At 69.5% G+C, this 21349-nt stretch carries 18 protein-coding genes and 2 pseudogenes; 12 read left to right on the top strand and 8 right to left on the bottom strand.

Features of this window, described 5'->3' with window-relative positions; all coding sequences use genetic code 11:
* Nucleotides 1–4 precede the first annotated feature (4 nt).
* From ITJ59_RS17095 to ITJ59_RS17080, 4 genes are all read right to left on the bottom strand, one after another.
* Entirely contained in the window at nucleotides 5–3499 is a 3495-nt protein-coding gene (locus ITJ59_RS17095; protein ID WP_194652503.1) for a TM0106 family RecB-like putative nuclease, read from the bottom strand.
* A gap of 87 nt (nucleotides 3500–3586) precedes the next feature.
* The gene (locus ITJ59_RS17090; protein WP_228511783.1) at nucleotides 3587–4138 is read right to left on the bottom strand and encodes a hypothetical protein; all 552 of its coding nucleotides are present in this window, start codon (nucleotides 4136–4138) and stop codon (nucleotides 3587–3589) included.
* A 788-nt stretch (nucleotides 4139–4926) separates the two neighbouring features.
* Nucleotides 4927–5424, bottom strand: coding sequence for a hypothetical protein (locus tag ITJ59_RS17085; RefSeq protein ID WP_194652501.1), 498 nt, complete (start codon nucleotides 5422–5424; stop codon nucleotides 4927–4929).
* 93 nt (nucleotides 5425–5517) lie between these two features.
* The gene (locus ITJ59_RS17080; RefSeq protein WP_323749543.1) at nucleotides 5518–5730 is read right to left on the bottom strand and encodes a DUF1653 domain-containing protein; all 213 of its coding nucleotides are present in this window, start codon (nucleotides 5728–5730) and stop codon (nucleotides 5518–5520) included.
* 32 nt (nucleotides 5731–5762) lie between these two features.
* On the opposite strand from ITJ59_RS17080, the gene ITJ59_RS17075 reads away from it, so the two are divergent.
* The 3 genes from ITJ59_RS17075 to ITJ59_RS17065 all read left to right on the top strand — a co-directional run bounded on the left by ITJ59_RS17075 (nucleotide 5763) and on the right by ITJ59_RS17065 (nucleotide 7604).
* The gene (locus ITJ59_RS17075) at nucleotides 5763–6362 is read left to right on the top strand and encodes a TMEM175 family protein (RefSeq protein WP_194652500.1); all 600 of its coding nucleotides are present in this window, start codon (nucleotides 5763–5765) and stop codon (nucleotides 6360–6362) included.
* Nucleotides 6363–6666: 304 nt separating this feature from the next.
* Complete coding sequence (locus tag ITJ59_RS17070) at nucleotides 6667–7131, top strand: TlpA family protein disulfide reductase (RefSeq protein ID WP_194652499.1); 465 nt, start codon at nucleotides 6667–6669, stop codon at nucleotides 7129–7131.
* Nucleotides 7128–7604: a DUF4395 domain-containing protein gene (locus ITJ59_RS17065; protein ID WP_194652497.1), complete on the top strand. Its 477-nt coding sequence runs from the start codon at nucleotides 7128–7130 to the stop codon at nucleotides 7602–7604. The genes ITJ59_RS17070 and ITJ59_RS17065 overlap by 4 nt, the downstream gene beginning before the upstream one ends.
* Nucleotides 7605–7751: 147 nt before the next feature.
* Here ITJ59_RS17065 and ITJ59_RS17060 read toward each other — a convergent pair whose 3' ends face one another.
* Nucleotides 7752–8693, bottom strand: a complete 942-nt coding sequence (locus tag ITJ59_RS17060) for an ADP-ribosylglycohydrolase family protein (RefSeq protein WP_194652495.1) — start codon at nucleotides 8691–8693, stop codon at nucleotides 7752–7754.
* A 91-nt stretch (nucleotides 8694–8784) separates the two neighbouring features.
* On the opposite strand from ITJ59_RS17060, the gene ITJ59_RS17055 reads away from it, so the two are divergent.
* Nucleotides 8785–9429, top strand: a complete 645-nt coding sequence (locus ITJ59_RS17055) for an NUDIX hydrolase (RefSeq protein ID WP_194652494.1) — start codon at nucleotides 8785–8787, stop codon at nucleotides 9427–9429.
* Nucleotides 9430–9472: 43 nt separating this feature from the next.
* On the opposite strand, the gene ITJ59_RS17050 is transcribed toward ITJ59_RS17055, so the two are convergent.
* Nucleotides 9473–9901: a hypothetical protein gene (locus tag ITJ59_RS17050; protein WP_194652492.1), complete on the bottom strand. Its 429-nt coding sequence runs from the start codon at nucleotides 9899–9901 to the stop codon at nucleotides 9473–9475.
* A 94-nt stretch (nucleotides 9902–9995) separates the two neighbouring features.
* Between ITJ59_RS17050 and ITJ59_RS17045 the strand changes: the two genes are divergently transcribed.
* The 8 genes and pseudogenes from ITJ59_RS17045 to ITJ59_RS19800 form a co-directional block, all read left to right on the top strand.
* On the top strand, nucleotides 9996–10739 hold the full coding sequence (locus ITJ59_RS17045; protein WP_194652491.1) for an ATP-binding cassette domain-containing protein: 744 nt from the start codon (nucleotides 9996–9998) through the stop codon (nucleotides 10737–10739).
* On the top strand, nucleotides 10739–12031 hold the full coding sequence (locus ITJ59_RS17040) for a hypothetical protein (RefSeq protein ID WP_194652489.1): 1293 nt from the start codon (nucleotides 10739–10741) through the stop codon (nucleotides 12029–12031). The genes ITJ59_RS17045 and ITJ59_RS17040 overlap by 1 nt, the downstream gene beginning before the upstream one ends.
* A complete protein-coding gene (locus ITJ59_RS17035) occupies nucleotides 12028–12633 on the top strand; it encodes a hypothetical protein (RefSeq protein ID WP_194652488.1) in 606 nt (201 codons plus the stop codon). The genes ITJ59_RS17040 and ITJ59_RS17035 overlap by 4 nt, the downstream gene beginning before the upstream one ends.
* On the top strand, nucleotides 12615–13202 hold the full coding sequence (locus ITJ59_RS17030) for a hypothetical protein (RefSeq protein ID WP_194652487.1): 588 nt from the start codon (nucleotides 12615–12617) through the stop codon (nucleotides 13200–13202). The genes ITJ59_RS17035 and ITJ59_RS17030 overlap by 19 nt, the downstream gene beginning before the upstream one ends.
* Nucleotides 13203–13391: 189 nt before the next feature.
* Nucleotides 13392–14288, top strand: coding sequence for a MurR/RpiR family transcriptional regulator (locus tag ITJ59_RS17025; protein WP_194652486.1), 897 nt, complete (start codon nucleotides 13392–13394; stop codon nucleotides 14286–14288).
* Nucleotides 14289–14296: 8 nt separating this feature from the next.
* Nucleotides 14297–15220 (top strand): N-acetylmuramic acid 6-phosphate etherase, encoded by a 924-nt coding sequence (gene murQ / locus ITJ59_RS17020; RefSeq protein ID WP_194652485.1) that lies wholly within the window; start codon nucleotides 14297–14299, stop codon nucleotides 15218–15220.
* A gap of 59 nt (nucleotides 15221–15279) precedes the next feature.
* Nucleotides 15280–16884, top strand: a complete 1605-nt coding sequence (locus ITJ59_RS17015; RefSeq protein WP_194652484.1) for a PTS transporter subunit EIIC — start codon at nucleotides 15280–15282, stop codon at nucleotides 16882–16884.
* Nucleotides 16884–17788, top strand: a pseudogene (locus tag ITJ59_RS19800) (MupG family TIM beta-alpha barrel fold protein); the annotation flags it as partial. The gene ITJ59_RS17015 and the pseudogene ITJ59_RS19800, both read left to right, overlap by 1 nt.
* 80 nt (nucleotides 17789–17868) lie before the next feature.
* Here ITJ59_RS19800 and ITJ59_RS19795 read toward each other — a convergent pair.
* Nucleotides 17869–18309, bottom strand: a pseudogene (locus ITJ59_RS19795) (DUF4011 domain-containing protein); the annotation flags it as partial.
* A gap of 273 nt (nucleotides 18310–18582) precedes the next feature.
* Nucleotides 18583–21342, bottom strand: a complete 2760-nt coding sequence (locus tag ITJ59_RS17000) for a class I SAM-dependent DNA methyltransferase (protein ID WP_323749542.1) — start codon at nucleotides 21340–21342, stop codon at nucleotides 18583–18585.
* Nucleotides 21343–21349: the final 7 nt, after the last annotated feature.

Here is a 21349-nt window from a genome sequence, read left to right as displayed (position 1 = left end):
GTCGTCAGCGAGCGGGCTCGACGAGCTCGATGAAGCGAGAGAGCAGCGACAACCCGGCGATCGACGGCGGCAAGCCCGTGGTGAGCGCCGGCGAGTGCACGAGGTACGCCGCCCACTTCGCCCGCGAGATCGCCACGTTCAGCCGGTTCGGCATCAGCAGGAAGTCGAGACCGCGCGGGATGTCGGCCGCGCTCGACGCTGCGAGGGACACGATCGACACCACGGCCTCGCGGCCCTGGAACAGGTCGACGGTGCCGACCTGGGTGCCGGCGAACCCAGCGCGGTCGAGCTCCTGACGGATCAGCGTGCCCTGCGCGTTGTACGGGGCGACGACGATGACGTCCTCGTCGGTCAGCGACCTGGTGCCGTCGCCGTCGGTCCAGGTCCGCCCGACGACGTCGCCGACGAGCGCCACCACGCGGGCGGCTTCCTCTGGTGACGAGGTCGTGTTGCCCGCGTGCACGACCGGCACGGGGTGCACGCCCGCGTCGATGCCGTCGAGGTGCCGACCGGACACCATCGAGGCGAGCTGCCCGTCGTAGGACAACGCCGAGACGGACTCGGTCAGCGCCGGCTCCATGCGCCGAGTGCGGGCCAGGAAGTAGCCGAACTCCGGCGGCAGGACGTGCTCGCCGTCCGCCAGCCAGCCCAGCGCCGACTCGTCGACGGGCTCCGGGTGCGAGCCCTGCGACACCTGCGGAAGCTGCTGCGGGTCCCCGAGCAGCAGGAGTCGGGTCGCGGCGATCGACGAAGCGATCGTCGGGGCGAGCGAGAACTGTCCGGCTTCGTCGACGACGAGCAGGTCGAGGGAACGGCGCTCGATCGTCGACGCGTTCGCGAACGTCCACGCGGTCCCGCCGACCACGCCGCCGGTGCCGGACGCCTCGCACGAGGACAGGAACGCGGCGACGGCAGCGCCGTTCTTCACCGGAGTCCACGCGGCGGCGTCGAGTTCGTCCTCCGTCGCACCGGACTTCGGCACCTTCACGACCCGATCCGCGGGCACGCCGGCGTTCACGACCGACGACAGGAAGTTCTCCGACGTCGCGTGCGACTGCCCAACGACGCCGACGCGCCAGCCGTACTCGCGGACGAGCCGGGCGACGACGTTCGACCCGACGTAGGTCTTGCCCGTGCCGGGAGGCCCCTGGATCGCCAGGTACGAGTGGTCGAGGCCGAGCAGCGTCGCCACCACGGCGGACACCGTGTCGTCGCCCTGCACCGGGACGATCGGCCCCCGCGGCGGGACACGGCGGAGCAGATCGAGTGCCGGGTCCGGCAGCATCGAGGGCAGCGCGTCGAGCACCGCCTGGCCCCACTCGGCGATCGCCTCGGGCTGCGGCTTCGCCCGGGGCGGTGCCGAGGGCGAGAGCGCGACCGGGAACTCGTGGTGCGGTTCCGCCCCGACGGGCAGTCCCTCTTTCACGAGCACCTCGACGGCATCGCCGTTGTCCCACACGTCCACGATCACGGCGCGCGACGACGCGCCCTTCGACCCGGGGCCCGGAGACATGACCGACGGTGGAAGCGGGTCGTCGTAGACGAGGTGGGGCGTGCCTCCCGGCCGGAGCCGCGAACCGGGCGCGAGCGTCCCCGACAACCGGAGTTCCCGCGACTGCGAGCGGGCACGCGGCAGCGTGTCCCAGTCCCGCTCGACGGACGCACGCTCCACGACGAAGACGTCGCGGGTGTCGGCCCAGTCGTCGACCGGGTTGCGCAGGCGGTCGAAGTGGTCCTGCCAGAAGGTCTTCGCCTCGCGCCGGTGGTAGTCGATCGCGGCTGCGGCGAGCGCCAACGCGGTCTCGTCGGGCGTGCGGTCGAGGGCGTCGACGTCCTCCAGGTGCGACGCGAGTGCGACGGACACCGGGTTGGGTTCGCGCTCGACGGGGATCGGCGGGACCTCGAGTTCGAGTGCCGGGTCGGTTGCGTCCGAGTCGCCGGTGCGCAGGGAGCGGAGCCAGTCGCGCAAGCGCAGGGTCGAGCGGCAGTCGTAGGCGTTGTAGTCGGCGACCTCGTCGAGCATGTGCTGGCCGGCAACAGCATCCCCGTTGCGGAGCTCCTCGATCGCGTCGACGTAGGCGGTGATGCTGTCGGCGGCGTTCGTGACGTCGCTCTCGCGCAGGTCGTCGCCCATGTACAGCGGCTCGAGCTTCTTGATCGAGTAGCTGTGGCTGCCGACGACCAGGGCCTTGCGGACGATCGGGTACAGGTCGACCAGGACCCCGGCGCGCAGCAGGTCGTCGACTGCCTCTTCGCCGACCCCGTGCCGGGCCGCGAGCGACAGCAGGTGCGTCCGCTCGTAGGCGGCGTAGTGGTAGATGTGCATGCCCGGGTACTGCTGCCGCCGGGTCTCGATGAACGCGAGGAACTGCTCCAGCGCGATTCGCTCGTCGCGGATCGTGTGCGCCCAGAACGCGGTGAACTCCGCGCGGTCGTCGACCAGGCCGAACAGGTAGTCGAGGCCCCAGTGCACGCCGTCCTCGGTGTGCAGCGGGTCGCCTTCGAAGTCGAAGAAGACGTCGCCCGGATCCGGTGCCGGGATCGCGTCGAGTGCGCGGGCGTCGAGGACCTCGAAGCGCGGCTGCACGGGCTGGTGCGGCCCGTCGGCGCCCGTCCGTCGGGCGGTCTCCGTCTCGATCTGGAGGCTCGCCTGACGCACCAGCCGATCCTGCGTCGCGCGGGACAAGCCCGGCACTGCCCGGGTGCGGACCGCCAGGTCGTCGATCGTCCGCACCTCGTGCTTGATGAGCTTCGCCCGCTGGTCCAGGCGCATGCCCGCGACGAGGACGAGGTCGCGGTGCTCGGCCACCTGGGTCGAGCAGATCGCACAGCGCCCGCAGCTGGAGTACCGCGGGTCGCCCCAGCGCAGTGGTTCGTCGGCGGCGATGCGCTCGGCGATCACGCGCTGCAGTTCGGCGCGCTGCGTGCGGTACACCGGTGCGATGTCGGCGAGGTCGTGCGTGGTCGTCGTCCGGTCGCCGAGCACCAGGTGCACCTGCGCCCCAGTGGGGATGCCGTGTTCCTGCATCTGCTCGGCGTAGGCGGCGAGCTGCAGCAGGGCGCTGATCTTGGCGTGCCGGGCGAGCTTGGTGTCGTAGACCTCGTACTCGCCCCGGTCGTTGCGGATGATGAAGTCCGCGAAGCCGATGAAGCCGGGGCTGTCCGCAGAGGGAGCCGCGTGGAACGTCGGCTGGTACAGGACGTCGGCACCGTCAGCGAAGGCCTCCCGCGCCTCGGCTGCGGCGCGTGCGTAGTCTGGCGGGGCTGGCCGGTCGAACTCGACGACGTTCCGCGTGTCCTTCAGGATCGCGAGGTAGTCGAGCTCGTGCTGGTCCCCCAGCCGGGCGGTGCGCTCGAGCATGTCGTCGTGCTGCTCGGCCAGGGCATCCCCGCGGCCGAGTTTGACGTCGAGCCGGCGCAGGAACGCCCACTCGCAGGCCGACCACGTGCTGAGGTCACTCGGGCTGAGCAGCACGTGCCCGTCGACGCCGATCTGCATGTGTTCCCCCGTCTCTCTGGTGCCCTGCGAGCCTAGGGCCGCCCGCCGACACCGGCGCCGCGCGCGGTCAGACGGCATCGGCCTGCGTCAGCGCACCTCCGCGGAGTCCCAAAGGCGGCGCGCCAGCCGACCGGCCTCGAGGACGGCAGGCCAAGCGACCACGGCGAGCAGACAGCCGTCCGTGACGGCGCGCGTCAGCGGAACGAGCAGCAACGGCACCTGCGTCCAACTCGCGAGCATCCAGCAGCCCGCGGCGATCCCGATGATGCACCCGAGACGCCGCAGTGCCGTGAAACCGGCCCGACGGGCGATCACCACGCCGATGGCGAGCGCGAGGACCGGCCCGAGCATGTGCGCAACCGACACCGACCAGTACACGGCCATTGGTTCCACATCGACAGCCATGCGACCAACCACCTGAACAGCAAGGGCACCGAGCGTCCAGCACACGATCCGGTCTCCATGCCAGCTGAGCACGCCCCCGATCAGCAGCAGCACGATGCTCGTACCCGCCAACACGGCGGACGAGCCGGCCATCGGACTCTCGAAGAAGATGCGCGTGAAGTCATCGGCTGCCTGGATCGTCACTCCGAGAGCCCCGAGCGCCCCGGCACTTCGTCCGATCGACACGACGCGCATCAGTCCTCCGCTCCAGACCGGAGCAGGTCGTCGTGCCGTGACATGGCTGTTCGACAAACCTGTTTCCAAGCGGGGCCGCGCTCGGACAGCATCGATGGCCATCGCGCCTCGTCGTCCTCCGCACGGAGGAGCGCGAGATCACGCTGGTCCAACGACGCTCGCACGGCTTCGCCGACGCCAGAGAACGCCCGATCATAGTACGCACCGTCCGTCTCCGTCACCCGCTCACCGCGGATCGCACGGACGGCCTCGTCGAACGTGTACTGGGAGCAGTTGGTCAGGAATTCCTGCTGCGCCGTCGGGGGCAGGGGCGGATGTCGACGACGACCGCACCTCGGGATCCTCGCGAGGCGGATCGACCTGGGAGATCAGATCGCGCGGTCCGACGACGAACCAGTTCACGCCGCGCCGGGCTCCGCGTCCATCCACGAGAGCGTCAGCCCATGACGGGAGGATCTGGTCGACGGACCGGCTGCTGCCGTACACACGAACAGAGACCGTGTCGGCCGCGTCCACGCAGTCGTAGCCACGCATCGAGTCCCAGAACGTCAAGTCGTCCTGGTAGTCGTCCCGGTCCGCACAGGGGAGCCCCGCAATGAGCACATCGGCAAGACGCTGCTGCGAAACGGTCTCGATGATCCGGGCGCTTTCCGTCGCCGGGCGAACGGTTGTGGTGGTCCGGGGCGTTCGGGTCGTCGTCGGGTCGGGAGCACCGCACCCGGTCGCGGCGACCGCGACGGCGCAAGCGCCCACCCAGATGAGCGAGCGCCTGCGCCGACGTGTCGCGATCAGCCCCACTGCACGCCCGCGACGCCCGAAGCAGTCATTCCCCGGATCTGCTTCGATGCCGCAACGTTGCCCCAGTTGATGACCACGCCACGGCGACCGGTCCCGCATCCCGACGCGGTCCACGTCGTCTGCGCACGAGTGTTGAAGCCCTTGCTCCACACGCAGACCCCGACCCGGCCTTGGTCGCGGTACCAGCTGTACGTGACCTTCGTCTTCGTGCTCGACCCGATGATGCTGCACCCCGACACGGACGTGAGCATCTTCGGGATCGCCGTGAACGCGCGGTCATGGCAGGGATTCTTCCGGCTGATCGTGTTCCCGTCCTCGTCGACCCGGGTCGCGTTCGCGGGGTCGAAGGTCGGATCGACGACCACGTTGTCGGGAACGGCCGACCATGGGTCAGGTTCGGCCGCGACCGCCGGGCCAGCTGCCAGCAACGGTGAGACCACCGCGGCGACCGCGGCGACGACCAGCATTTGCTTCATGGTGTGCTGCACTGCACACCCCCTTTCAGTCAGACAACCGCTCTGGTTGCCACTGCAAGGTATATCAATGTTAAAATTGATATGACAAATCCAGCTAGTTCATGCTCACGCGGACACGAACCGCGGCCCGTCGTACCCGTCGCGGGTCACGTGCGCCGTGAAGTCGGCGAGCGAGCGAACCCAGTGCCCCCGCTCGCCGTACAGCGCCCGGTAGACGACCACCGGCTCCTCGGTCTCGACGTCACGGGCGACGAGCAGCACCTCGTAGTCGTTGCCCTTGAAGTGGCGGTACAGGCCGGGGGTCACGTCGTCGCTCACGCCCCGACACTAAGCGCTCCTACACTCGGGCCATGACCGAGCACGCTCGAACGGACCGAGGCCTCGACCGACTCGTCAACTTCTCGGACGCCACAGTCGCCATCGCGATCACGCTCCTGATCCTGCCGCTGGTCGACATCGCGAGCGAGATGTCCTCGGGCGAGAGCGCCGGTGACCTGCTCCGGGAGCACTGGCCCGCCCTGCTCGAGTTCCTCATCACGTTCTGGTTGATCTCGCGGTTCTGGATCCTGCACCACCAGGTGTTCGAGCACGTCCGCTCGTACAACGCACGGCTCATGCAGCTGAACTTCGTGTGGCTCATCAGCATCGTGTTCCTGCCCTTCGCAGCGAACCTGCTCAACAGCGGCGAGAACGACGACCGGGTGGCGCACGCGCTCTACCTCGGCAGCATGGTCGTGACGAGCCTGGCCCTGACCGGCATCGAACTCGTGCTGCGCCGGAACCCGGAGTTGCTCGCCACACCGTTGGGCGACTCAGCCCGCGGGCTCATCGCCGCTGGCCTGCTCACGCTCGCGCTGATCCTGTCGGTGGTGTTCCCGAGCATCGGCCTGCTCTGGGCCCTGCTGCTCGTGCTGCAGGGCACGGTCGCCCGACTGCTCCGCCGCGTCTGATCGCGGTACGGTCAGCGCATGGGCCCGGGGGACGCTGAGGCCGACTCACCCTGACCCCCGCGATCCTCTGGTTCCGGGCGCACCCGTTCAACGTCGTCCGGCGACCGCCGCGCGCCGCCCTGGGTATCGACCCCGGTCCCTTGAATGATATGCCTATTCAAGGGACAGGAAACCGGCCGCCCGGAGCACCGAACGTGAGCACCTCCACGACCACCCGCCCCCTCCAACGCCGTCCGCCTCTCCGAGACCGTCACGTTCGGTCACGTTCGCCCGCGGACACACCAGAACGACGTACCGTCACGGCATGACCGTCATCGTGGCCGTCGCCGTACTGGCGGGGATCCTCGCCCTCGCCACCGCCCTCGGGCTGCTCCTGCGCACGAGGACGGGCCGAGCAGTCCCTCAGACCGGCCGCGCCCGCACCACGGACACCAGGCCCGACCGCACCGTCGCCGACATCGCTCCGGCTACGGCCTTCGGCTCCCGCGCCACCCTGATCCAGTTCTCCACGCCGACCTGCGCCCGCTGCCCCGCGACGGCCCGCCAGCTCGAGGCTCTCGCAGCGCAGCACTCCGGCGTGACCCGGCTCGAGATCGACCTCGCCGAGCACCCGCACCTCGCCACCCGTTTCAACGTCCTGCAGACCCCCACGGTCCTGCTCGTCGACGGCTCCCACGCCGTCCGCACCCGCTTCGGAGGCCCACCCCGCCCACCCGAACTCACCGCAGCCCTCAACACCGTCCTCACCGAGCCACAGGAGTCCCGATGACCACCGCCCCTGCCAAAGCAGGTATCGACCCCCGCTCCCCACGCTTCGGCGCCGCCATCACCACGGTCCTGCTCGCCCTGACCATCGTCCTGACGCTGATCCCTGCCACGTGGGTCGTCGGCGTCGTCCTGCTCGCGGTCATCGTGGTGCTCTTCGCGATCGGCGGCATCGCCGGCATCCGCCGCCACCCCTACGGCGCGCTCTTCCGTCGCTTCGTCCGGCCGAGGCTCGCCCCGCCCGCCGAGCTCGAGGCGCCCGAACCTCCGACCTTCGCCCAGCAGGTCGGCTTGTTCGTCACCGCGGCCGCGCTGCTCCTCGCCCTGCTCGGCGTGCCGTACGCGGCCCCCGTCGGCGCCGCCGTCGCTCTGATCGCCGCGTTCCTCAACGCCGTCTTCGACGTCTGCATCGGCTGCCTGCTCTACGTGTGGCTGGTCCGTGCGGGCGTCTTCCGTCCGCGAAGCGGCATCGCCTGACGGCGGTCGACCGGGAGGCCCGGCTCACCCCCGCCCCACCACCCGCGCTGCCGATGTGGTCGCCTCCAGAGCGGTGGGCCGGCCCCACGAGAACGACCAGCCCGACGGCGGAGGCTCCCCCCACGGCAGCCTCCGACGCCAGCCCGGTCAGACGGCGAGCGCCTGCTCGCTGAGCGCGACGAGGTCATCGGCGCGCAGGTTCGGCCAGCCGTGCAGCAGCTCCCGCCACTGGGCCGGCAACGACGACGCCCCGTACAGCGCCCCCGCGAGCCCACCGGCGATCGCAGCGACCGTGTCGGTGTCGTTGCCGGTGCGGACTGCGCGGACCAGGGCGTCCTCGAGCGAGGAACTCTGGCGCACCGCGGCGTAGGCGGCTTGCAGCGCGGACACCACCCATCCGTTCGATTCGGTGAAGTCCACCGGCTGCGAGTGCTCGGCCGTGACGATCCGGTCCACCCACAGCCGGCGACGATCGAGGTCGAGCAGGTCAATCCCACGCAGGAGATCGAGCTCGCCGGTCAGCACCGCGTGCCGGATCGCCACGCACCAGAGCACGCACGCGTCCCCCGCGTCGGACTCGTAGTGCGTCAGGTCACTGATCGCGCGAGCCGCCGCTGCGAGCCGCTCCTCTTCGCCGACGTCCCCGCACAGGTAGGCGAGCACCAGCGGGGCGGTCCGCATGAGCGATCCGTTGCCGGCGGAGCGGCCCGTGAACTCGTGCTCCTGGCGGGCCGCAGCCCGCGCGACGGAGGCGATCCGCGCCTCCAAACCGGTCAGGACGTTGCGCGTCTGGATGCCGACGTCGGGCGCGTCGACCGACCACGCTGCCCAGGCGGCCACCAGGCCGTCGAGGGCGGGCTCCGACGCCGGGTCGCCGCCACGGGCGACCGTGCGGAGGATCGGGACGGCCATGCTCGTGTCGTCGGTCCACTCCCCCGGCGCCCAGCCGAAGGAGCCGCCGCCGGTCATCGTGATCGGGGTCGGCTCGGGTACTGCCGGACGGAACTCGTACCCGGCGCCGAGGGCGTCGCCAGCGGCGGAGCCGAGGACGGCACCGACTGCTCGGTCGTGGATCTGCGGGGTGGTCATGTGGACCTCCGGATCGGGTTTACGCGGGATTGCGTAAAACCGATCCTGCACCACCTGCCGCGTTTGCGCAAGTGTGCGTAAACTCGCGGTCATGACCGACGAGTACCGCGACCCGAGCGGCCGACGACTGACGGACTACCCGCGACCCTCGGTCGCCGTGGACACCGCCGTGCTGACCGTCCCCGCGGGCGGACCGCTGTCCGTCGTGCAGGTCCGCGATGCCTCCCTGGGCGACTGGCGGCTCCCCGGGACGTTCGTGCACGAGGGCGAGCGGCTGGCTTCGGCCGTCCTGCGGTCGCTCTCCACGAAGGCGGGCGTGACGGGGCTCGCGCCGGAGCAGTTGCACGTGTTCGACGACCCCTCGCGGGATGACCGAGGGTGGGTGTTGTCGGTGGCGCACCTCGACGTGGTGCCGGCTCATGCCCTGGAGTTGGACGAGCCCCAGGTGCGACTCACGCCGGTGATCGAGGCGCGCGGGATGGTGCACGGGCACGACGACATCCTCGGGTTCGCGGTCGCTCGGCTCCGGTCCGTCTACAGCGACGCCCCGGATCCGCACGGGTTGTTGCCGGAGCCGTTCACGATGTCGGCGTTGCGGCAGCTGCACGAGTCGGTCCTCGGCGAGCGCCTGCTGCCGGACTCGTTCCGTCGAGCGATGCTGCCGAAGCTGGTCGCGACGGACACAAAGCGGGCGGACGGGCCAGGGAAGCCGGCGACGCGGTACCGGCGGGGGTGACGGGGCCGGCTGGCCGCCGGGGCGACCAACCGGCGACGCCTGCTCAGTAGGCCTGGCGCACCGTCGACACCGAAAGACGCAGCGTCGACTCGTCCGGCGCACCGTTGAGGGCCCAGATCCTCCAGTGGTACCGATCCGGCCTGGTCATCACACCCCAGTCACTCCGGCCACACTTGTTGACCTTCGTGCCCATGCTCTTGTCCGGCAGCCATCCGCGCTCATCGATGAGCCGGACAGATGCTGACTTGAACCCGTTGAGGTTGCCCGAGATGCGGCAGCCGGCGAAGGTCGTGGCAGTCCGGACCCTGTCCTTGTGCGAGTCCTGCCAGCTGCGTGACTGCTTGCCGATGGCAGCCCCGGTCAGCTTCGACGACCACGAGCCCTCAGCGAACGCCGGTGATGCCGCGAACACCGTGGCGACGATGACTCCCCCGGAGACTGCTGCCGCCGCTCGACGACTGAACTTGATCATCGTGATTCCCCCTCGAGGTGATGGCCCGGGATGTCCGAGCCGTGAGCACGCTCATGTACGGTGACACATCAGTGCAAGGTTTCAGGGGGTTGTCTTGGCCGTAGAGATCGACGAGCTCGCGTTCGGGTACCGACGAGACCATCAGGTGATCTCCGGGCTGTCGACGGTGTTCCCGAGCGGGGCCAGCGTCCTGCTCGGACCGAACGGCGCTGGCAAGTCGACGCTTCTCGGACTCATCGCCGACACGCTCCGACCGCCGGCGGGCATGATCCGCGTCGAAGGACTGGGCAGTCCGAGCGACCGTGGGAACCGGCGGCGGTACCGCCGCGGAGTGGCGTGGCTTCCGCAGCTGAGTGGCGCCTTCCCCGGGCTCACCACTCGGGAGCACGTCGCCTACTGCGGCTGGTTGAAGGGTCTGTCGCGCAGCGATGCATGGGACCGTGCCACGGCGGCGCTCACCGCCGTTGATCTCGCCGCCCGAGCCGATGTGCGGGCCACGACGCTCTCGGGCGGGCAGATCCGGCGCCTCGGCGTCGCCGGCGCCCTGGTGTCAGGAGCGCAGTGGATCCTGCTCGACGAACCCACGGCGGGACTGGACCCGGCACAACGGTCGCGGTTCGCGCAGGTGATGCAGAACCTGCCGACCGAGGTCTCCGTGATCGTCTCGACCCACCAGACCGAGGACGTCGCTGCGACGTACGACCACGTGACCGTGCTCGTGGACGGACACGTCCCGTTCTCCGGTTCCGTCGACGCCTTCACGGAACCGTTCGAGACGCTCGCCCCCGCGGACGCGATCACCGCGTCGTACGCGCGCTTCACGAACGAGGACGACTGATGCGCCCGATCATCCCGTGGCGCAGTCGCGCCGCGGTGTGGCTCCTCCTGCCCGGGCTGCTCGGCGTGGTCGCGTACAGCGTGCAGTTCTCGTCCGAGACATCCGTTGCCGGGTACTGGCCTGCTGCGATCACCGGCTCCGCGATCTACCTGGTCTTCTCCTGCGGCGTCGCTGCCACCGCTGGCGCCTGGGAGGGACGGCGGTACCGGTCCAACGCATCCGCCATCCAGAGCAGCAGCAGATCGAGTGCAGCAGTCCTCGCCGATCACCTGTGGACGCCACTCGCCGCCGGCATCCTGCTCCAGGCCGTCGCCGTCGTGCTCATGAGCAGCGACACCTGGGGGGCTCCGGGTGCCCCGTCGCCGCTCGTCGGCCTGGCCTTCGCGAGCATCCTGTTCTTCCACACGTGCATCGGGTTCGCGATCGGACGCTGGCTCCCGCCGGTCGCGTCGCTGCCGCTCGGCCTGCTCGCGTCGTACAGCTGGCTCGGCTTCTCGTGGGCCGTCGACTACTTCCCGCTCCGCTACCTCGCCGGCCTCGTCATGGCCGACTGCTGCTCGGTCGAGACGTCACTCGACCCGCGAGCGCCGATCATCGCGACCGCGTTCAGCGCACTCGCGGGAGTCGGCCTGCTGCTCATCGCGGCAGCGCGGCGCACGAGTACCGATCGACTCCATCGGTTCGGAGTGCCGATCGGCGTCGCCTCGTTCGCGGTCGTCACGGTGATCGCGCTCGTGTCCGGTTCGGGCCTCGGAGCCGCGCCCATCACCGAGCGTCCGCAGTCGCAGTCGGTCTGCAACGGACACCGCCCGACGATCTGCTTGTTCCCGGAGCAGCGCACCGACGGCAACTCAGGGGCCGTGATCCGGAAGGCCGCCGAGAACCTCAGCCGCTCAGGCATCACGATCCAGCCGACGATCCGGGCGAGCAACGCCCCCTCGTCTCCGGACGACCTGAAGATGATCGTCCAGGTGCGGATGACGGACGCCGACCTCGTGCACAGCCTCACCACGTCGGTCCTCGGCGACGCAGAGGTCGCGTACTGCGAGTCCGAACCAGAGGACACCGCGCGGCTCAACGACGCCGCCGTTGCGAATCGTTGGCTCATCGACGTGGCTGCGCGAGGGATCGTCGATGCGGATCGCGTGGAACCCGCGCTCGAGATGGACGACCACTCTTTGCTGCGGGAACTGCGGAATGCCCCGGCGTCGGCGCAGGCAGCGTGGGTCACCGCGACGATCCACCGCCTGACCGACTGCTCGATCGGCCACATCGCAGTGCCGGCCGCATGATCTGGTGGTTGCGTGTGCACCGCACGGCGGCGCTCCTCGGGCTCACGACCGCCGTCACGGTGCTCTCGATCGGCCTCGGACCGATCGGCATGCTGTTCCCGTCGTTCGGCGGTGGCGCACCCTTCGCGATGATCCCCGTCGCAGCGGTCGGTCCGTTGGTGCTCGCGATCGCGGCGGGTGCATCGATCAGCCGCGCGCCGTTCCCCGCTCCGGCTCGACGCACCGACCTGCGCGAGGCGGGCACCGTCCTGGTGGTGATCGGACTCGTCTGCGCGATCGGCACCGTAGGCCTCACCCTCGGCGCGGACCCCGCTGTCTCGCTCGCCACCATCCGGAACACGATCGCGTTCTGCGCGCTCGCGATGGCCAGCCGTGCGGTGCTCGGTGATCGCTACCAGTCCGTGCCGGGCGTCCTGTACCTGCTCGTCGCAGGGCTGTTCGGACGCGGAACGCCGGATCGCCCTGCCGTCTGGGCCGGCGTCGTCACCACGAACGCCGAACTCACCTACTGGCTGTTCGTCGCACCGATCGTCATCGCCGCGGCCGTCGTCACGGTCCGGCGATCCGCTCGTAGGGTGGGCACATGGGGGAACTCGAACTGACAGCACGGCGCGCCTGGCGACGGACGACCCTGCTCGCACTGATCGGAGCCGTCGTCGGCGCCGTCATCGGCGGGCTGCTGGCCATGACCGAGTCGGGCGCCGTCGCAGTCCTCACCGTCGTCGGCTTCGGCGCGTCCACGAGTGGCCTGACCGGTACATTCTCGATCCTCGCCACGACGATCGGGATGTCGACCGCGATGCAGGCCACCACGGCGGGGCTCTCCCCTGCCGGCAAGCGCGTGGTGACGCAAGCGATCAAGACCGGCAGCCCGATCCAGCCGCCCGAGTCCGACCTCGCCCTCCGAGCTCGCGAGCACGCACGACTGCTCTCCACCTACCAGCCGCTCGCCCTCGCGCAGTTCCTCCTGCTCTACCTCGGCATCGCCGGCGCCCAGTTCCCGAGGCTCGCGGACGACGACGTCTTCGGCTCGGCGTTCACCCGGTTCCTTTGCGCAGCACTCCTCTTCACCGCTCTGATCATGACGCCGATCCTGCTGCGCGCAGCACGTCGGTCGCGGCGGTACCTGCGGGCGGCGACCGTCGAGGCGCCCCCGTCCCCGCAGGCCTGACGAGCACGACCGCCCGAGTTCGCTTCCGCCGCTCATCGAGAGAGCAGAAGACGTCGAGTCCGCCGCGGCAACTCGACGTTTTCTGCTCACTGAACGCGCGAGCAGCCGCCGCGAGACACTCCACCACCCTTAACACGCAATTTACTTTCACCCCTGGCGCTCGCGCACGAAAGACGCTTTCATAGCGGGATGACGATCACCGAGCGAGCCGACCGGGTCGAGCGCGCCGACGCCTTCGCCCTCGTCCGCACCCAGTCGGCCACGATGCCCTCGAGCATGCGCGCCATCGCCGACGCCGTCCTCGAGGACCCGGCAGCCGCAGCCACCACGAACGCCGCCGACCTCGCCGGCCGCGCGGGCGTCTCCCCCGCCACCGTCTCCCGCTTCGCGCAGCACCTGGGCTTCGCGAACTTCGCCGGCCTGCAGCGCAGCATGACCCGGGCCGTCGAGCGCGGCATCCACGAGCGCGAACACACCGAGATCCACGCCGGGGTCGCCGTCGACGACGACGTCGCCACCGTCATCGCGAAGGTCACCGAGGACGTCCGCGCCGTGATGGCCGACACCCGCGCAGCGCTCGACCCGCACGCCCTCGAAGCAGCAGCCGCAGCAGTGAGCGAAGCCCGCCGCGTCGTCCTGTACGGCGTCGGCGCGAGCGGCATCGTCGCGCGTGACCTGCACCTGAAGCTCGAGCGCATCGGCATCGTGAGCTCGATCGCCGACGACCCGCACAACGCCCTGACCCTCGCGAGCGTCATCGGCGAGCACGACGTCCTGGTGCTCGTCAGCCACTCGGGCTCCACCACCGAGACCCTCGAGGTCGCTCACGCCGCCGCAGCCCAGCGGTCGACGATCGTCGCGATCACCGGCCACGCCAACGCCCCGCTCGCCACCACGGCCCACCACGTCCTGCTCGGCGTCGCCGGTGCCGAGAGCGCCCTCCGCCCCGCCGCCATGGGCAGCCGGATGAGCCAACTCGCCATCGTCGACGCCCTGTTCATCGTCGTCGCGCAGCGCACCGACGAGCGGTCGCAGCCGCTCCTCGCCCGCAGCCGCGACGCCGTCCGCACCCACCACCGGAACTGAGCACCACCATGAACCAGACGCACGAAACGCACGACGCCCTCCGCGACGAACTCGCCGCCCTCACGACCGAGGCGACCGACCACTCACTCGACGACATCGACACGATCTCCACGCTGGAAGCCGCCCAGCGCATGAACGCCGGCGACCGCAGCGTGCCTGCGGCACTGGAGCCGTGCCTTCCGGCCATCGCCCTGGCGGCAGACTCGATCGCCGCAGCGTTCGCGCGCGGCGGCAGACTCGTCTACGTCGGCGCCGGCACGCCGGGCCGGCTCGGCGTCCTCGACGCCAGCGAGTGCCCACCCACCTTCGGCACCGACCCCTCGCAGGTCGTCGGCCTGATCGCCGGCGGCGACGTCGCCCTGACCACCGCCGTCGAGGGCGCAGAGGACGACGAAGCAGCGGCCGTCCGCGACCTCGACGCGCTCGGCCTGACGGCCGACGACGTGGTCGTCGGGATCAGCGCGTCCGGCAGGACGCCCTACGTCATCGCAGCCATCCTGGAGGCCCGGCGCAGGTCCGCCCTGTCGGTCTCCGTCGCGTGCAACCCCGACTCGGCCGCGGGGCGGGAGGCGGACATCGCCATCGACGTCGTCGTCGGCCCCGAGTTCATCGCCGGCTCGACCCGCCTGAAGGCAGGCACCGCGCAGAAGCTCGTGCTGAACATGCTCACCACGCTCGCGATGGTGCGCAGCCACAAGACCTACGGCAACCGCATGGTCGACGTGCGGGCGACGAACGCGAAGCTCGTCGCGCGGGCGTTCTCGCTCGTGCAGGACGTCACCGGCGCTGCCTCCGCCGAGGTCCAGGCGGCGCTCGATGCCTCGGACGGCGAGGTGAAGACCGCCATCGCCGTGATCCTCACCGGCGCCTCGGCTGCTTCGGCCCGTGAGCGCCTCGTCGCTGCTTCCGGCTCGTTGCGCGCCGTGCTCTAGACACGCTTCCCTTCCTCCGCTTTCCTTCCGCTCGATTCCTTCCCCCGAGGAGCACAGCAATGCCCGATGCACAGCAACTCGCCCAGCAGATCCTCGACTCCGTCGGTGGCTCCGCGAACATCGCCGACGTCGAGAACTGCATGACCCGCCTGCGAGTCGAGGTGGCTTCTCCTGCTTCTGTCGACCTGCCTGCGCTGCAGGCCACCGACGGTGTCATGGCCGCGATCGCGGCCGGCTCGAACCTGCAGATCGTGCTCGGCCCGGGTCTCGTCGACCGCGTGGCCGACGGCCTGGAGGCCCTGCGCGCGGCCGCCCCGGCGGATGCGGTTGGTGGGGCTGGCGCGTCCAGTGCCGCTGCCGCGTCGGGTGCATCCGGTGCGTCTGGTGCGTCGCCCGAAGAGCTCGCCGCTCGCGGCGCGTCGATCAAGGCCTCCGCGCGGTCCCGCTCCGACGGCCGCACCATGCGCGCGATCCGGAAGATCTCCGCGATCTTCATCCCGCTCATCCCGGCGCTGATCGCCTGTGGTCTGATCGCCGGGATCAACGGCATCCTGACGAACCTGGGGTGGGTGCCCGGGGTGACGCCGTTCCTCGGCGTGCTGTCCTCCGGGTTCCTGTCGCTGCTCGCCGTGTTCGTCGGGATGAACGCCGCGAAGGAGTTCGGCGGCACGCCCATCCTCGGCGGTGCGGTCGGCGGCATCATCGTCGCGGCCGGGGTCGCGAACGTGACCGTGTTCGGCGAGACCCTGGCTCCCGGGCAGGGCGGTGTGCTCGGGGCGTTGGCCGGCGGCATCCTCGCCGCCTACGTCGAACGCTTCATGCGCCGGGTCACGCCCGACGTCATCGCGCTCATCGTGGTGCCGACCGTGACCGTGCTCGTTGCCGGGTCGGTCACGCTCGGAATCCTGATGTCCGTCGCCGGTGTCGTCTCCGTCGCGATCGGGACCGCTGCAACCTGGCTGCTCGCGAATGGCGGGGCCTTCGCCGGCTTCGTGCTCGGAGGGCTCTTCCTGCCGCTCGTCATGACCGGCATGCACCAGGGGCTCATCCCGATCCACACCACGCTGATCGACCAGACCGGGTGGACCGTGCTGCTGCCCGTGCTGGCGATGGGTGGCGCCGGGCAGATCGGTGCGTGCATCGCACTGTGGGTGCGGTTCCGGTCGAACGCATCGCTGGTGCGGACCATCCGCGGAGCGCTGCCCGCCGGGTTCCTCGGCGTCGGCGAGCCCCTCATCTACGGCGTCACGCTGCCCCTCGGGCGGCCGTTCATCACCGCGTGCATCGGTGGGGCGTTCGGTGGCGGTGTCGTCGGGCTGTTCGACCAGCTCGGGCACTCCGTCGGAGCGATCGCCATCGGGGCCTCGGACCTGTCGCTCATCCCGCTGCTGAACGGCTCGTCCGGGTACGGGTGGGCGCTGCTCGGGTACGGATCGGGGCTCATCGTGGCGTACGTCGTCGGGTTCGTGGCGACGCTGCTGTTCGGGGTGTCCGCGTCCGTGAAGGCCGACCTCGAGGAGCAGTCCGCTCCTGGGGCGCCGCTCGACCTGGTGTCGTCGGCCGTGCCGGCTGACGCGACCGATGCGCCTCCTGCTGCCGGTGCCGCGGGGACTCCTGCTGCCGGTGCCGCTGCCGGTTCCGCTCGGGCGGGGGCTTCGCGCTGATGCGGTTGGGCGCGAGCGCGTACCTGGCGCATGCTCCGCTGGCGGGTCCGACCTTCGAGGCCGCGGCGGCCGCGGGTGCGAAGCTCGCGTTCGCCTCGTTGCACATCCCGGAGGACTCCGCCGATGGGGCTCGTGCCGCGGCGGCCGCAATCGTGTCGGCCGCCACTTCGTCGGGCCTGTCGGTCGTGGCCGACGTCTCCCCCAACACCGCTCGGCTGCTCGGGGATTCGCCGTGGGAGTTCCTGCGGTCGATCGGGGTCGCGCGTGTGCGGATCGACTTCGGATTCCCGGTCGCGGAGATCCGTTCGATCGCTTCCGTACTGCCGATCGCGCTCAACGCCAGCACGCTGCGGGCCGCTGACCTCGCGCTGTTCGCCGACCTGGACGTCGAGCTGATCCACAACTTCTATCCGCGGGAGTGGACCGGGCTGGCGTTGTCCTCGGTCGCGGCGTCGGTGTCCGTTGCCTGGCGGTTCGGTTGGCGGGTCGGGGCGTTCGTCGCTGGGGACTTCGTCCGCCGAGGGCCACTCGGCGGGGGGTGCCGACCGTTGATCAGCATCGGAACTCGCCGCCACTGTTCCAGGCGCTGTCGCTCGTCGACGCCGGTGTGGACGACGTGTACGTCGGGGATCCGGCACTCACCTATAACGCGTGGTCCCGCCTCGGGTCATTCGTCCGGGATGACCTCGTTGTGCTCGACGGCACCGCAGCCCCGGGCGTGCACCCGGCGGTCATCGAGGCATTGACGATCCCCGACCGGAACCGACCCCACGCTGCCGAGGCCATGAGCCGGCTGGAGCACTCGCGGGAGCGGTTCGCCAGGCTGCCGCTGCCCAAGGTTGGTGGGCAGCCGAGGCCGGCGGGCTCGGTCACCGTGCAGTTGGCGTCAGCGGGGAGGCACTGCGGAGAGGTTGCGATCATTCTGCGGGATCTGCCGGCAGACGATCGTGTCGCTCTCCTCGGAGGGAATCGGACGTTCGTTCGTTCCCTGGGCCCATGCGCGGCGAGCTCGGCTGGCACGAGCAGAAGCGGACTGCGGCGGGTATCGCCGGCGCCGTCGACCCATCGCAGTTCGCCGAGCGCCACGTACAGGATGCGCAGACCCTTGTCGATGAACTCCCGCTTGGACGCTGCTGCTAGGTTACGGAGGGCTCGGTCGACGTCCCGCTGCGTCTTGTCGGTAAACAGGTGTCCGGGGTGCTGCTCAAAGTCGAACTCGCGGAGCTGCTCGAGTACGGCGCCCTCGACGTCGGACGTCGCCAGTTCTTCGTCGTCGGCAACCGACGCGGCGTTGCGCTCGTCCGCACGTGTGCCCAGCGTGAACGTGAGGATCTCCGCTGCTATCAACTCGAAAACCTCGGCCGCGGAGTGCCTCGAGTACTCGATCGTCGACGATCGAGTTGGCCGGTAGTTCAACAGTCGATTCCGGCCTGAAAGGTTTTAGGAGAGAGTCGCGCCATTGCGTGATCGCTCGGTCCGCTTTGCCTGTTTCCGAGTCCAACGCCAATGCTCCTGCCTCTCGAACAATCGTCCGTCCGTTTTTCGTTTACCCCCGAGCGGGGCGCCTGACGCCGCTCACCGACTCGCGCCCGAGGGTAGGCGCGGTCCAGTCAGCGGCTTCGAGCGATCCTCCCATTCTGGTCGAGACGCACGCTGACCGCACGCGTCCCGACCGGGGGGGGACGTGTCCTTCGCTGGCTACTTCACCGGCAGTTGCCCCGCATCAGTCAGCTCTTCAAACCGTTGGAACAAAACCCGCTGCCGATCAGCTTCCGAGTCGAGAGCTTTCCGCGCACCGAACGCTCTGTCGACGACTCGGTCAAGCGCGTGGTGCGCTGAGATGAGTTTCGGGTCCATCGCGTCCGGGTTGTATGCGTCCTCGAGGGACCGGCCGGGGCGCAGTTCCCGCGCTTCGAGCACCCTCTTCCCGGCGGCGATGACAGATTGCCGCACCGAATCGGTGACCTTTGGCAGCGGCAGCGTGTTCCACACAAGGGTGTTAGAAAACGACGGGTCCGATTTGAGGCGGCCGCCGACAGTCTTCTGCCACGTGATGAACATGGACGACGACATGATGGCAAACGCGAACCCGTCCGGGTCATCGACCTTGTAGACCTTGTCGCCCGCGATGACGTCCGCGTCGAGTCGTGCAGCGGTCACCCAAAGGCGCCGTTCAGTGAACACCTTCGGGATGCCGAGGTACGGCGTTGTCGGCTGTGAGCGCTGCCCGAACAGGTGCGGTGTGAGCGCCATCTTCCGGGTGGACTCCGCTTTTGAGTTCTTCCGCATCTCACGGACCCCGTCGAGGCGCTTCTTGAGGACCGGGGACCGTTGCACGTCCTTCGGGTCTAGGTCGGTCATCCACAGGCACCAGCGCTGCTCCCCGTTGATGAACTCCTCTCCCATGACGAACGGGCGGACGTACTTCATCGCGACGGGATCAGCGGCAACCTCTGCGTACTGGTCCTGTTCGATGAGGAGGTTTTTCCCGTCTCGCGGCATGCTCCCCATCGTCACGGCGGGAAGGTCGGGCGCGAGGACGGTGCGGCGCTGTCCGACGAGGAGGTTCGGTCCGTCGACGAGGTACGCGTTCACGGATTTGACCGCCTCAGCTCGCGGGTCGGCGCGGAGTGTGTCGTAGAAGAACAGCCGCGGTGCCGGCGCTGACCGGCCGCCCCGGTCGAAGCCGACGATGACGCAGTGGACCGCGGCGGCGCCGGGCGCTTCCGACGTCCACAGGAACGTGCGGTGCGCGAACCGGATCCGCCAGCCCGCGGCGAACACCGGTGCGAACAGTGTCGCCACCGGCTCTCCTTGAGCGATGGAGTTTGTCGACACAAATGCGAACCGTCCGCCGACGGTTCCGTCGAAGTACTCGACCGCCTTCTTGTACCAGGCTGTGACGTAGTCGAGCCGGCCGATATCGTCACGACCCCAAACGGAGCGGAGGTCCGCGGCTTGCTCGTCGCTTCGTCCTCGGTGCCCCTTGAACGGCGGGTTCCCGACGATGATGGTGTCCGCGGTCGGGGTGAGGATGTGCGACCAGTCGGTGCGGAGGGCGTTGCCAACGTGGACGGTTCCGATGGTGCCGAGCGGCAGGGAATCGGGTGCCATGCCGAGCTCGAGGGACATGGCCTGATTCGCCTGGTGGTCGGCGAGGTGCAGCGCGGTCGCTGCGATGCGGGCCGGCCACTCCTCGATTTCGATGCCGAAAAAGTGCTCCGGCTTCACGACCAGGTCGTCGCGGGTGAAGAACATCGTCGGCACTTCGGTGGTGTCGCCGAGTTCCCGGAGCCGGGTGAGGATACTGAGGTCGAGGGCTCGGAGTTCCCGGTATGCCAGGAGGAGGAAGTTCCCGCAGCCGGATGCCGGGTCGAGGACGCGCAGGTCGCCGAGGTGACGGCGCAGCTTCTTGAGCTCCTGGATGGAGTGCTGCTGGTGCGCGAACCGGTCGCGGAGGTCGTCGAGGAACAGCGGCCCGAGCGTCTTGAGAATGTTCGTCTCGGTCGTGTAATGCTCCCCGAGCTGCCGGCGGGACCTCTTATCCTTCACCGCCTGGAACAGCGACCCGAAAATGGCGGGGCTGATGCCGGACCAGTTGAACCCGCACGCGTCGAGCAGCTTCGTCCGCATCTCAGAGTCGAACGCGGGGATGCTGATGGGCTCAGCGAACACCCCGCCGTTCGCGTACGGCAGCTTCTGCAGCGCTTCGTCGAGGTGCCCTGGCTTGGTCTTCTGGTTCAGCACCTGGAAGAACATTGAAAGCTGCGGGCCGAGGTCGGAGCCGTCTTCGCGGGTGCGGTCTTCGACGAACTCCTGGAAGAGATCGCGGTCCCAGAGGCCGGAATCGTCGGCGTAGAGGCAGAACAGCACGCGGACGAGGAACACCGACGCCTCATGGTCGGGGTACCCAGACTTTTCCAGCGTCTCGTACAGCGACGCCATGATCCTCGCCGCACGTACCGAAGCGGTCTCCTGTTCCGCTGAGCCGAACGACCGGGTCTGGTAGCCAGCGAGGAACGCGAGCTTGTCGGCCTTCACCGGCAGGTCGAGGAGGGTGAACTCCTCGATGGCGCCCTCGGTGCGGTTGTGGAGGTCAAGGACCCGGAACCGTTTGAAGTCGGAGGTGATGACCCAACGGGGTGCCTCCGCGTCGGTGAGCGCGTCGATGTAGTCCAACGCCTGCTGCTCCGCCTTGACGAGGTCCTTGCCCTCGGACTTCATCTCGATGAGCGCCAGCCCGGGCACGAGCGCGTCGATGTACCCGCCGCCGCCGGTCGTGGAACGCTTCGCTCGCAGCTCGTAGGACGCCGCTTTCGTCTCCGTGATGCCGTACACGGCGAGGAGGTCACGGACGAACGACTGCGCCCACTGCCGTTCCTCCCCTGGGGTGTCCTTCCACTCGGAGACGAACTTCGCGCCCTGCTTGCGGATCTCGTTCAACGACCTGGTCGCCACCAGCACT

This window comes from Curtobacterium sp. VKM Ac-1393, from assembly GCF_015350995.1.
Taxonomy (GTDB): Bacteria; Actinomycetota; Actinomycetes; order Actinomycetales; family Microbacteriaceae; genus Curtobacterium.
This window is presented reverse-complemented; position numbering and strand designations above follow the sequence as displayed.